This window comes from Pseudomonas sp. 20-5 (assembly GCF_056782835.1).
Map to the genome: position 1 here is coordinate 4,058,201 of NZ_CM165584.1, position 12,418 is coordinate 4,070,618.

Consider the following 12,418-nt stretch of genomic DNA (forward strand, 5'->3'; position numbering starts at 1 on the left):
GCGAAGAACGGCTTTTCCCACTCCTCCATCAGACCAAGAGTCATGGGGTCACCGCCTTGTTTTCCGTACAACCGGGATAGAGGGTGCAACTGCGTCCATCCGGCATTCTGAAGGTGCTGAAGTCCTTGTAGTTTCCGTAGCAGAATGCATATTGATCTTCAAACCCTTTCCCCATACAGCGCTTCCGCCCACCAGGAACCTTGACCCAGGTATCCTTCATATAGGGGCGCTCTTCATCAGCCAACTTGATCCTCAACTTCACCGTCTTGCCGGGCAGTTGATCCAGGGTGTAAGCCACGAAAGGTTTCGCTTTGCGCCGTACGCCCGTCTCATCCATCCTTTTGCAATCGAGGATTTTTACGATACGGCGCAATTTTCCTACCGTGCGGAATAGAAACTGGCACTGCCCGGAGAACTCACTTTCCCCGGCGGCATTAAAAGTACCCTTTTTCACTTCGACCAGCTTTTCGCGCACGGCAATCATTGCTGAGTCTCGTCCGAAATCCCCCCAATCCTTGCCATACCAACCATATACATAAAAATAGATATTCTGCAGTACCAAGGGGCAGCCACTGACCGTACGGCGTAACAATATCTTCGAATCCCGTTCATATTTTTCCCGCCCCGAGTTGTAGCCAATTTGCGTATCCTTTCCCCCCGGCACCGTGCAGGTTTCACCGTTGGCCGGCACATAAGTTGCCGTGGCTTCATAAGTGAACTCAGGCGGCAGGTCCGCCGTAACGGTAAAACTGTTGGACTTGCCCAGGGCAGTGCAGCCCTGTGCCAGCACAAGGCAACTGGCAAGGGTCATGTTTTTAAGGGTGCGGTTCATACGGGGGCGTCTCCTTGCCAGAACCGCACCTCCTGATACACACGCTCGAAATGCGTCGTGGGGGTTTCGTCAGGCAGGGGTGACCAGGACCTGGGCAGGGCGTCATCCGATGCGAGCAGGCGTTGAAGCAGTAGAAAGCGGATCTGTTCAGGCGCCCGCCAGCCCCATGTGCGGGCCAGTTCCAACTGCGCCCGAAGCCAGGCGTCGGCATCCCGCTGCCCGGCCAATTCCGCAAACGGCTCCGTCCACTCGGCGATCAGGTAGCGCCAGGCGTTGTCGAACTGAATACCTGCCGCCGTCTCCGAAGCCGTGGGGACAACGAGCCACGCCGGTTCGGCCGGCACGGGATGGTCGCCAGGGGCGGGGTTGTCGGCATGGAGCCATCGCCCGGCCAGCCAGTAGCACGCGCTGGAGATCGGTCCCAGGAACGCCGGGCGCTGCTCCGGCTGCAGGTGTGCCAGGGCGCGACCCAGCACGCGACTGTCGTGAAAGCGATAAAGCGCCTGGTTCGGCCGCTCGCCCGTTACCAGGCGAGTGCGCCAATGCCGGGCCAGCGACTCCAGATCACTGCTCACGCTGCTGGCCAGCCAGCCCCAATGACGTTCGGGCGACTTGAGCAACGCCTGAATGACCGGATGGTCCAGCGCATCGAGCCGGAACAGGTAGGGACCTATCGCCGCCAGCGAACTGGCGGGCGTACCGCTATACAGATTGCCGTACTGATGGGGTTCGCGCCCTTCGAGCAAGGCATCGCGCTCGTCGATCTGGCCATCGGAGTCCAGTACCAGGTACAGGTATCGGCCCAGCTCGCCTTGTTTCTGCAGCCATTGTTCGGCCGTGGTCATGCGGCACCTCCAACACGGCACAGTCCATCGCGACAGATTTCGCAGAGCGGGCAGAAGTCCGCGGCGCGTTGCCTGGCGGCAGCCACGAGAGGCAGCGAATTGGCGACGACGGTCTGTGCTGCTTCGGCCAGAGCCTGGAGTGCCTGCTGCGGTGCGATGCCGGCCATGGGGGCTCCGCCCTGCACGATCGGCACGCTGCTGAAAATCCCCGCGGAGTTGATGACGATATGCTGTCCACCGGCCTTGAGTGTCAGGTTCACGCCGGCATCGACCAGCACATTGGTGGCGGTGACGCGGGCCTGTGATCCGGCTTGCACGACCCAGGTGCCGTCCACGGCGATGCTGCCGGCGCCGCTGATGGAAAGCAGTTCGTTGCCGCCGATCCGGGTGTGGCGCTCACCCTGGGTGGTATGCAGCTCATCGCCCTTGATCAGGCTGGAACTGTTCATGTTCACCTGCTCAAAGCGGTCGTTTTCGACCAGGCTGCGGCTGTCCCGGCTTATCCGTTCGTGACGGTCATTGCCGATGCTGGTGTGACTGTCGTTGAGGATCAGTTGCTCGATATCGCGCTGCGCGCGCAGGAAGATCTTTTCCTGGCCTGCCCGGTCTTCGATCGAAAGTTCGTTGTAACCGCCGCTGTTCGGCGTACTTCGGCTACGCAATACGGTTCTGCTTTTGTTCGCCGGCAGCGCGTAGGGCACAGGCGTGGTCTTGTTCGGCACGACACCGGTAATCAACGGGCGGTCCGGGTTGCCTTCGAGGAAGCTCACCACCACTTCCATGCCAATGCGCGGAATGGTCACCGCGCCGAAACGCTCGCCTGCCCAACTGGAAGCAACCCGCAGCCAGCAACTGCTTTTGTCGCTTCCCAGTTCCCGTCTGTCCCAATGCAGCTCGACCTTCACCCGCCCGTATTCATCACAGAAGATCTCCTCGCCGGCCGGACCGGTGACCCGAGCGGTCTGGCACCCCGGCAGGGGCCGGCGCGGCAGCAGCGGCGGCCGGAAAAACACATCCCATGGAATGGCGGTGAAGGTATTGCGATAACCCTGGGTGAAGCGGTCTTCTGCCTGGCTATCCCCGGTCACGGACTCTTCGAGTGACTGGGGTTGCCGACCAGAGTGCGTGACGCTCAGCAACAACCACAGTTCGTTGCATGTCTTGCGCGGATGCTCGGTCAGCTTGAAGAAGTGACCGCTGCGCAACGTCGGCTGATCGCTCTGGCCTTCGGCCAACTGGTAATCGACACGATGCCGTTCCAGAGCCTGTCTGGCCAACACCTGTCCACGCTCCAGCGTGGTGATCGGCGAAGGATAACGATAGTCCTCGAGGGCCGGCTCGAACTCCGCGGTGAACTGGCTTTCCAGCAACAGGCTTGGCCGCTGCAGGTCGTAGTCGCGGCGAGTTACCTTGCTGGTGCGGGAACTGAAACGCTGGGAAAACCGATTGACCACCGGATGATCGGCGACCGTTCCAGTATCCTGGCGGTATGGCGTGCATCCCAGCACGGGGAACCAGGCCTGGTCCTCGGTGAACACCAGCAGGTGATTATCCGCTGAATGCTGGTGGTGCCAAGCGATGCCGTCCTCGGCACACAGCCGCTGGATGAAATCGAAATCGCTTTCACCGTACTGGGTGCAGTATTCGCGTTCCGGGCTGGAGTGGACATTGAAGACGTAGACATCAGGCTGGATACCATGGCCTGCCAGCACCTGTGCGATGATCTGCGGTACTGTCAGGTGCTGGAAAATGCGCTGGTTGAAGCTGAACTGCAGGTAGTGCAATACCGGCACCAGGGTCAGGTGATAGCGCGCCAGGCGCCTACCGGCTTCGCCCACGTACACGTCTTCGATATGCCCATGGATCCCTTCGCCGCTCAGGCCGAACTGGAGAAATGCCGGTTGACCGAGCAAACCCTCCAGGTCGAAATCGGGGTTCTCGCTGAGCAATTCGATACGGACGGCATACAGGGTGCTGATGGCTTCGGTGCCATCGAAAGCCAGTACCTTGAAGTCGTTGCGTACGGAGGGGATCGATAGCGCAAAGTGCGCACTATTGGCTGGCGCGAACATTTTGCTTTTCCTTAAGCTGGACAGCGCACTTATAAAAATGCAGCTGCGCGGGCATGGAGCGAGGACTCTAGCAAGTCGCCCTTCGAACGTATGCGCAGAAAATTCTGAAAACGCTGTCTGACCAGAAGTGGTTCTGTCGGGACCTGCTGCCGTCTCACTCAGGCAGTCAAGCGACTGTCAAGCCATACTCGCAGCGCTACTGAACGTGCCGAGCCGCATGGTCTTGGCCTGTTAGGACCAAGGCCCCATGCCGGCGGCAGGACAAGGCGCACGACGTCTGATCTGCGCCGGGCCCATCGCTGCCGCTACTCCCCGTCGCCATGCCCCAGAGCCGCCCGGTACTTCACCGCCGCCGCGGTCCGCGACGGCACGTCCAGCGCCCGCAGCAGCGACGACACATGGATGCGCACCGTGTAGTGGGAGATGTCCAGGGCGCGGCCGATCTCCTTGTTGCTCTTGCCCTGGGCCAGCAGGCGCAGGACATCCAGCTGGCGCTCGGTGAGCCCCTCCAGGCGCGGGCTGGGCTGCAGCGGCAGGAGACCGGAGGGTTCGTAGCGCACCAGCACTTCCCCGGCGCGGATGGCCAGAATCGCCTGGCCGAGTTCCTCGGGCGCGATGCTCTTGCCGAGGAAGCCGTCGGCCCCTGCATTCATCACTTCGCCGATGAGCTGCGGGTCGTCGACCATCGAGACGACGATCAGGGTGGTGCGCGGGAACTGGCGGCGCAGGTCGGCGAGCATCTCGATGCGGGTCAGGCCGGGGAAACGCAGGTCGAGGATCAGCGAATCGGGCTGCTCGCCTTCGCCAGCCAGGCGCAGGACCCCGGCGAGATCGCCGGCCTCCTCGATCCTGGCCTCGGGCAGCAGGCGCTGGAGGATACTCAGCATGCCCTCGCGAAACAGCGGATGATCATCGGCGACGATGATGCGGCCAGTCATTCTTGTAGTCTCCAGGAGTCGCAGTTTCCGCCGCGCATGCTACCTTAGCCCGCTACCGCCGCGCCCACCCTTCGTCCGTCTTCGTGACGAAGGGGGCGAAACAGAGGAAAAGGCGCGCGGCGCTCCCATGCACACGGAGGTGCACATGAAGTTCGAGAAGAATACCGAGCTGGACCAGGCCAACCTGCGACTGATCGTGGCCACCTGCGCGATTCTCTACGTGGTGCTGATCGGCCTGCTGCCCGGCCTGAAGGTCGAGACCTACCTGCCGATCGTTGCCTACTACGGCCTGTTCCTGATCGCCTCCATACTGCTGCGCCAGGCCATCGTGCGCTGGCCGGGGCACTACCCGGCGCGGCGGATCTTCTGCATGCTGCACGACTACGCCGGCACCTCGTTCGGCCTGATCGTGGGCGGCGAGGCGGCGCTGCCGCTGTACGCGGTGATGGTCTGGATCAACCTGGGCAACGGCATGCGCTACGGCTCGCGCTACCTGGCCATCGCCACCGCCCTGGCGCTGCTCGCGCTACTGGTCATCTATCGCCTGACCCCGGCCTGGCAGGCTCAGCCGTTCATGGTGCTGATGCTGATGACCACCAGCACCGTCATTCCCTTCTACGCGCACCTCCTGCTGGAGCGCACGCGCAAGGCCACCGAGGAAGCGTTGCAGGCGAACCAGGAGAAATCGCGCCTGCTGGCCCAGGCCAGCCACGACCTGCGCCAGCCGATCCACTCCATCGGCCTGTTCACCGCCTGCCTGCGCGACGCCCGCCTGGGCGACGAGGAACGGCGCCTGGTGGACAACATCGACCGCTCGCTGCTCAACGTCTCGCAACTGTTCCGCTCCATCCTCGATCTCTACACCCTCGACAACGGCCGGCTCCAGCCCAAGCAGGAGAACGTCCACCTGGGCGAGTTGCTGCGCGACCTGGTCCGGCGCAACGCCGAGGCGGCCCGCTGGGCCGGGGTGGAGTTGCGCCTGCGCCCTTGCCGCCTGTGGACGCGAACCGATCCGGGGCTGCTGTCGACCATGCTGCAGAACCTGCTCTCCAATAGCCTCAAGTACGCCGCCGAGCGCCCGCTGCTGATCGGCGTGCGGCGGCGAGGCGACGGCCTGGCCGTAGCCATCTACGACCAGGGCCGGGGGATCGCGGAGGAACACCTGCCGCGGGTGTTCGAGGAGTTCTACCGGGTACGCGAGACGCGCGACCGCGACGTCGAGGGAATCGGCCTGGGGCTGTCCATCGTCCGCCGCCTGGGGCAGTTGACCGGGATCGAGGTGACGCTGCGCTCGCGGGTCGGACGCGGCACCGCGGTGACCCTGCACGGCCTGCCGGCGGTCGCCGCGCAAGCCCTGCCCCGCCGCGACGATCCCCTGCAGGCCGGCCTGCTCACCGGCTTGCGGGTGTGCCTGGTGGAAGATGATCGCAACGTCCTGCGCGCCACCTCGGCGTTGCTCGAACGCTGGGGCTGCACGGTCCAGGCGGAAACCGAGGCGGACGGCTGGCGAACCGATTGCGACATCCTCGTCGTCGACTACGACCTCGGCCCCCACGCCTCCGGCGTCGAGTGCATCGAGCGGGTACGGCGGCAACGCGGAGAGGCGATACCGGCGCTGGTGATCAGCGGCCACGACATCGAGCGTATCCAGGCCAGCGTCGAAGACACCGACATCGCCCTGCTCTCCAAGCCCGTGCGCCCCACGGAATTGCGCGCCACCCTGCGCGCCCTGCGCGAGCGCCCGGTGGCCGCCAGCCACGCTTCCTGAGATAAGGCAGGTCGAGGAGCTCAGGCCTACGGCGGGCCGTACTTGATGCCAGCGCAGCCGTGGGACAGCAGCAACTCGCCGTCGTCGGCCTCGAACTGGGTGATCCGCTTGCTCTTGTCGACGGTGACGGAAATGATGCAGCGATTGGGGTGGTTGACGGTATCCCAGTAGTTGGTGTTTACCATCACGTTGCCCTGCATCTCCGAGCTGGAGCCCACCACTTCATAGCGGGAATAGCTGGTGTCGGTGTACCACTGCATCACCACCTGCGAGCCGTCAGCGGTGCGCTCCATGTTCTGCGGCGTACCGAAGAAGGCTATCGCTTCCTCGGCGGAACGGCCCTTCCACTGGCTGCGGGCGTAGACCTCGGGCAGCGTGTCCATCTGGATACAGCCGCCCAGGGAAAGCGACGCCAGTAACGGCGCGATGAATATCCGGCGCATGGGTTGACTCCGTGTCTAGGGGTTCTTCGGCGGGTTGCCAGGCAGCAGGTCGAAGGTTCGCAGGCCCGGCGCGGCGTCCCGCCCGGACGCTTGCGCGCGGTTCGCCTGCTCGGCCACGGCCATTCCGCTCTGTGCGCCGACGGGTTTCCTCGACGCCGCAAGCGAACGCCCACCGGCAGAGAACGACTCGCGCGCCGGCTCGTCGCCGCTGCCGAAGCACCACCAATCGCTGGCCTCCGGGCCGGTGGCGAGTACGGATTGCCGAGTCATGGTTCCTTCCAAGTCGCGTGCGTCCTGCACAACCGGTTTCCGCGAAACGCGGGGATCAAGGGCGGGACTATAGCGTCGCGGCGAAGAAGCTCGAATAGCACAGAGGTACTATTTTCGGTTCGGGCCCTTGACCACGCAGCCACTTCAAAGCAGCCCCTGTTGAAGCTTGTGGCGGGCCTTGCAACGCGACGGGGTCGTGTCGTCCGAGCTCAATCTGCCTGTAGTGGAACTGAAAAGTGTTGCATGACCGGTTGGATCCGTTCCTTTTTCCTCGTCCGAACCCATCCGGGCGCCACTAGGCCGATTTTCTATGGCAAGGGCCCACCTCAGCGTCCGCTCCCCACTAATGCGACGACACGTACTCCTCTCCCCCCTGCGCCGGCGGCAGCGAGAATCCCGCGCGCAGGCGTCGGGCCTCGGCCAGTGGCGAACGGCCGAACAGACGCTTGAATTCGCGGTTGAACTGCGAAGCGCTGGCGTAGCCGACCGCATGGCAGGCGGCCTGGGCGCTCATGCCCTGGCGCACCATCAGCAGACGCGCCTGGTGCAGGCGTGTGCACTTCAGGTACTGCATCGGCGAGGTCTGGGTGATCGCCTTGAAGTGGCTGTGGAACGACGGCACGCTCATCCCCGCCTCGCCCGCCAGTTGCGCCAGCTCGAGCGGCTCGGCGTATTGCGCGTGGATGCGACGCAGCGCCCGGGCAATGTTGCCGAAGCGCCCGCGCATGGCCAGTGCCGCGCGCATGGCGCCGCCCTGGGGGCCGGTGAGCACGCGGAAGTACAGCTCGCGCAGTAGCGCAGGCGCGAGGATCGCTGTCTCCAGCGGATCGCCCAGCGCCTCCAGGAAGCGCATCACCGATGCCCGCAGCGGCGCGTCCATAGGGCTGGACATCAGACTGCGCGGCGCTTCGACCTGCGCAAGCGCGCGCTGACGGTCGATCTCCACCGCCAGCCCGGCCGCCAGCGGGAAATCCAGATGCAGGTAGATCGCCAGCAGCGGTCGCTCTGGCGTGGCATCGGTCTCCATGGTGAACGGCACCGGCACCGCCACGGCCAGGTAGTGCTGCTCGTCGTACAGGTAGATCTGCTCGCCGAAATAGCCGCGCTTTCGCCCCTGGCAAACGATGACGATCCCCGGATCGTAGAGCACCGGCGTCCGCGCCAGCGGACGATCCGAACGCAGCAGGCGGACGCTGTCGAGCCCGGTGAGGTTGTAGCCCTCCTGGGGCGCCAGGTTTTCGAGCAACGCGACCATGCGCTGTCGGTCGGCGGAGCGGATGGCTTCTGAATCAGGCAGTGATGCGCTCATAGAATCAGGCAATGAAACGAGAAATTCCGGTCTCTGAGATAGGGAAATTTCTGCGTATTGTGCACTCATTCCCCCGTAACGGAGTCACACATGTCGTTTCGCAAGACCCTGTTGATCACCGGCGCCAGCAGCGGCTTCGGCCAGGCCCTGGCCCGCGAGGCCCTGGATGCCGGTCACCGCGTGGTGGGCACGGTGCGCAGCGAGGAGGCCAGGAGCGCACTGGAAGCCGTGGCGCCGGGCCAGGCCTTCGGCCGGCTGCTGGATGTCACCGACCTCGCCGCCATCGAGCCGACGGTCGCAGCCATCGAGCGCGACATCGGTCCGCTGGACGTGCTGGTGAACAGTGCCGGCTATGGTCATGAAGGCATCCTCGAGGAGTCGCCGCTGGCCGAGATGCGCCGGCAGTTCGAGGTCAACCTGTTCGGCGCGGTCGCGATGATCCAGGCCGTGCTGCCCTACATGCGTCGGCGCCGCCGCGGTCATATCCTCAACATCACTTCCATGGGCGGCTACATCACCATGCCCGGCATCGCCTACTACTGCGGCAGCAAGTTCGCCCTGGAAGGGGTTTCCGAAGCCTTGGGCAAGGAGGTGGCCGGCCTCGGCATCGCCGTCACCGCCGTGGCCCCCGGCTCCTTCCGCACCGACTGGGCGGGCCGCTCGATGGTCCGCAGCCCCCGCACCATCGCCGACTACGACGCGCTCTTCGACCCGGTCCGCCAGGCGCGCCAGGAAAAGAGCGGCAAGCAACCGGGCGACCCGCGCAAGGCCGCGCGCGCCATGCTCCAGGCCATCGACGCGGAAAACCCGCCGGCGCACCTGCTGCTGGGCAGCGATGCACTGGGGCTGGTGCGGCAGAAGCTGAAGGCGCTGGAGGAGGAAATCGCGGCGTGGGAAGAGGTCACGCGGTCGACGGATGGATGAGATTTGGAAAGTCGTAGACGGATAATTCCACGGCATTATCCGCTGATACCGCGCCGAACCGGCGGATAACCGCACTGCGGTTATCCGCCCTACGCCATGGCCAGGTTGCTGGCCCGCTCCGACAACGGACAGCCCTTTTCCTGCAAGTACCGAATCGCCTGCCGTGCCGTGGCGGGGTTCATCGCATTGCCGATGAAGGTCGTCAGCGAGTCGGTGAACTCCAGTACGATGTTCTCGGTGTAGTGCCATTTCCGGTAGTCCACCCGGGAAATGCTGGAATACGGCTTCGAGCGCGTGCGGATGACGCGGAACTCGACACGGTCCGCATGCAGGACCAGCCGCGGGGACAGGTCGCTGTGGGCCCAGCACAGCCAGGGAATGCCTTTCCAGCCGGCGAACGCGGCGACCAGGCGCACGTTCAGGCCGCTGTCCGTCGCAGGATCCTTCGTCACGCGCCCTCGCCTCCCAGATAACAGCCGCGCTGCTTGTCCACTGTCACCGTATGCCCGAAGCCCAGGACGAACCTGTCGTGGAACGGAAGCCCGGCGAGCCAGGAGGTCGCGCCGGTCCGCAGCCTCTCGTCGCGCCCGCCCCTCACTCTCCCACCCGCCCCTCGACCCTCCGCAAGCGCGCCATGCTGTACACGTCCACGAAGCGCCCATCCCGCACCGCGTAATCGCGCATCTCTCCTTCGGTCTCGAAGCCGAACTTGCGATACAGCGCCAGCGCCGGGGCGTTGTCGGTGTAGACGGTGAGTTCGACGCGGCGCAGGTTCATCCAGTTGTCGGCGATGTCCAGCAGTTCGCCGAGCAGACGGCTACCGACACCCTTGCCCTGCCAGGCGACGGCGACGCCCAGGCCGATGCTGCCGCTGTGGCTGCGGCGGATGCGCGGGTGCTGTTCGAGGCTGGCGCTGCCGATGACGTCCCCCTGGTGCAAGGCGACGAGGATCAGCAGGCGGTCGTCGTCCACGCTGTCGTGCAGGCGCTTGCGGCGCTGCTCCACCGACTGGTAGGGCATCTGCAGGACCTGGCGGGCCACGGCGGGGTCGTTGTACAGGGCGGTGAGGCCTTCCACGTGGCGTTCGCTGTAGCGTTCGAGGCGGGTCGTCGGCGATTCGGCGGTCATTGCGGTCATCCCTGGGCTGTCTGGCCACCCAGCATAAGCGTCTGCGCCGGGCTCGACCAGCCGGTCGGAGATCGCGCTTTCCCTGCCGCGCGGCTCTGGCTAAGCTCGACCTTCGAACAACGAAAGGACGCCAGCATGGTCCAGAGCGCCCCAGCCAGCGAAATCGCCGCCCTCATCCTGCGCGGTTTCGACGATTACCGAGAGCAGTTCCGCGAGATCACCGACGGCGCCCGTGCCCGCTTCGAGCAGGCGCAGTGGCAGGAAGCGCAGCGCGCCTCGGCGCAGCGGATCAACCTCTACGAGGAAAAGGTCGCCGAGACGGTGGCCGGGCTGCGCGCGGGGCTGGCCGACAGCGAGCTGCTGGACGTGGAGCGCTGGCCGATCATCAAGAGCGCCTACATCGCGCAGATCGACCTGCGGCTGGACGACGAGCTGGCCGAGACCTGGTTCAACTCGATCTTCTGCGGGCTGTTCAGCCACGACAACATCAGCGACGGCACGATGTTCGTGCACACCACCCGGCCCTCGCTGCGCGCCCACGCCCGCGCGCCCTACACCCGCACCTACCGGCCGGGCGGCGACCTGCGCCAGGCGCTGGAGAAGATCTTCGACGACTACCGCTTCGACGTGCCCTACGACGACCGCGAGCGCGACCTCGAACGGATCGACGCACTGCTGCACAGCAACCTGCCGGACTGGGTGTGCAAGGACCCGGACCTGGCCATCGAGCTGATCGGCTCGGTGTTCTATCGCAACAAGGGCGCCTACCTGGTGGGTCGCCTGTTCACCCCGGACGAGCAGTGGCCGCTGGTGTTCCCGCTGCTGCACCGCGAGGGCCACGGCATCCAGTTCGACACGGTGATCACCGACGAGGCGGAAGTCTCGATCATCTTCTCCTTCACCCGCTCCTACTTCATGGTCGACGTGCCGGTGCCGGCCGAGCTGGTGGCCTTCCTCAAGCGCCTGCTGCCGGGCAAGCACCTGGCCGAGCTGTACACGTCGATCGGCTTCTACAAGCAGGGCAAGAGCGAGTTCTACCGCGCCCTGATCAACCACCTGGCGACCACCGACGACCGCTTCGTCATGGCCCCCGGGGTGCGCGGCATGGTGATGAGCGTGTTCACCCTGCCCGGCTTCAACACGGTGTTCAAGATCATCAAGGACCGCTTCAACCCGTCGAAGAGCGTCGACCACGCCACGGTGATCCAGAAGTACCAGTTGGTGAAGAACCACGACCGGGTCGGACGCCTGGCCGACACCCAGCAGTTCGCCGACTTCCGCTTCCCGGTGAGCAAGTTCGAGCCGGAGTGCCTGGCCGAACTGCTGGAAGTGGCGCCGTCGACGGTGGTGATGGAAGGCGACGTGGTGCTGATCCGCCACTGCTGGACGGAGCGGCGCATGACCCCACTGAACATCTACCTGGAGAACGCCAGCGAGGCGCAGACCCGCGAGGCGCTGAACGACTACGGGCTGGCGATCAAGCAACTGGCGGCGGCGAACATCTTCCCCGGCGACATGCTGCTGAAGAACTTCGGCGTGACCCGCCATGGCCGGGTGGTGTTCTACGACTACGACGAGATCTGCTACCTCACCGAGGTGAACTTCCGCTACATCCCCGAGCCGCGCTTCCCCGAGGACGAGATGTCGTCCGAGCCCTGGTATTCGGTGGGGCCCAACGACGTGTTCCCGGAAGAATTCCCGCGCTTCCTGTTCGTCGACCTCAACCAGCGCCGGCTATTCGCCAAGCTGCACGGCAACCTCTACGACGCCAAATACTGGCAGGGCCTCCAGGAGCAGATCCGCGAGGGCAAGGTGATCGACGTGTTTCCCTATCGGCGGCAGGAGACGCCTGAGCAGTTGCTCGGGTAGGTGCGGAGACAGGAATCGAA

At 64.7% G+C, this 12,418-nt stretch carries 12 protein-coding genes; 3 read left to right on the top strand and 9 right to left on the bottom strand.

From position 1 onward, the window contains the following. Window positions 1–40: 40 nt before the first annotated feature. The 4 genes from AC1RB9_RS18625 to AC1RB9_RS18640 all read right to left on the bottom strand — a co-directional run bounded on the left by AC1RB9_RS18625 (window position 41) and on the right by AC1RB9_RS18640 (window position 4,687). Window positions 41–832, bottom strand: a complete 792-nt coding sequence (locus AC1RB9_RS18625) for a hypothetical protein (protein WP_003449655.1) — start codon at window positions 830–832, stop codon at window positions 41–43. Further along, window positions 829–1,677, bottom strand: coding sequence for a DUF4123 domain-containing protein (locus tag AC1RB9_RS18630; protein WP_003449652.1), 849 nt, complete (start codon window positions 1,675–1,677; stop codon window positions 829–831). The genes AC1RB9_RS18625 and AC1RB9_RS18630 overlap by 4 nt, the downstream gene beginning before the upstream one ends. Next, window positions 1,674–3,749, bottom strand: coding sequence for a type VI secretion system Vgr family protein (locus AC1RB9_RS18635; RefSeq protein ID WP_003449649.1), 2,076 nt, complete (start codon window positions 3,747–3,749; stop codon window positions 1,674–1,676). The genes AC1RB9_RS18630 and AC1RB9_RS18635 overlap by 4 nt, the downstream gene beginning before the upstream one ends. A 305-nt stretch (window positions 3,750–4,054) precedes the next feature. Next, complete coding sequence (locus AC1RB9_RS18640; protein ID WP_003449647.1) at window positions 4,055–4,687, bottom strand: response regulator; 633 nt, start codon at window positions 4,685–4,687, stop codon at window positions 4,055–4,057. 145 nt (window positions 4,688–4,832) lie between these two features. Here AC1RB9_RS18640 and AC1RB9_RS18645 point away from each other — a divergent pair, with 145 nt between their 5' ends. After that, a complete protein-coding gene (locus tag AC1RB9_RS18645) occupies window positions 4,833–6,455 on the top strand; it encodes a two-component system sensor histidine kinase (RefSeq protein ID WP_014603138.1) in 1,623 nt (540 codons plus the stop codon). Between the two features lie 26 nt (window positions 6,456–6,481). Here the strand turns inward: AC1RB9_RS18645 and AC1RB9_RS18650 are convergent, their stop codons facing one another. From AC1RB9_RS18650 to AC1RB9_RS18660, 3 genes are all read right to left on the bottom strand, one after another. Further along, window positions 6,482–6,898 (bottom strand): hypothetical protein, encoded by a 417-nt coding sequence (locus AC1RB9_RS18650; RefSeq protein ID WP_003082897.1) that lies wholly within the window; start codon window positions 6,896–6,898, stop codon window positions 6,482–6,484. Between the two features lie 15 nt (window positions 6,899–6,913). Continuing rightward, window positions 6,914–7,168, bottom strand: coding sequence for a hypothetical protein (locus tag AC1RB9_RS18655; RefSeq protein WP_031640716.1), 255 nt, complete (start codon window positions 7,166–7,168; stop codon window positions 6,914–6,916). A gap of 343 nt (window positions 7,169–7,511) precedes the next feature. Then, entirely contained in the window at window positions 7,512–8,477 is a 966-nt protein-coding gene (locus AC1RB9_RS18660; RefSeq protein ID WP_078465595.1) for an AraC family transcriptional regulator, read from the bottom strand. Between the two features lie 90 nt (window positions 8,478–8,567). On the opposite strand from AC1RB9_RS18660, the gene AC1RB9_RS18665 reads away from it, so the two are divergent. Next, a complete protein-coding gene (locus tag AC1RB9_RS18665) occupies window positions 8,568–9,401 on the top strand; it encodes an oxidoreductase (RefSeq protein WP_003112398.1) in 834 nt (277 codons plus the stop codon). A gap of 89 nt (window positions 9,402–9,490) precedes the next feature. Here the strand turns inward: AC1RB9_RS18665 and AC1RB9_RS18670 are convergent, their stop codons facing one another. Both AC1RB9_RS18670 and AC1RB9_RS18675 read right to left on the bottom strand, forming a co-directional pair. Continuing rightward, window positions 9,491–9,853: a hypothetical protein gene (locus AC1RB9_RS18670; RefSeq protein WP_003449636.1), complete on the bottom strand. Its 363-nt coding sequence runs from the start codon at window positions 9,851–9,853 to the stop codon at window positions 9,491–9,493. A 142-nt stretch (window positions 9,854–9,995) separates the two neighbouring features. Next, window positions 9,996–10,529: a GNAT family N-acetyltransferase gene (locus AC1RB9_RS18675; protein ID WP_003449633.1), complete on the bottom strand. Its 534-nt coding sequence runs from the start codon at window positions 10,527–10,529 to the stop codon at window positions 9,996–9,998. A 135-nt stretch (window positions 10,530–10,664) separates the two neighbouring features. Between AC1RB9_RS18675 and aceK the strand changes: the two genes are divergently transcribed. After that, window positions 10,665–12,398, top strand: a complete 1,734-nt coding sequence (gene aceK, locus AC1RB9_RS18680; protein ID WP_003082886.1) for a bifunctional isocitrate dehydrogenase kinase/phosphatase — start codon at window positions 10,665–10,667, stop codon at window positions 12,396–12,398. The last annotated feature ends 20 nt before the right edge of the window (window positions 12,399–12,418 follow it).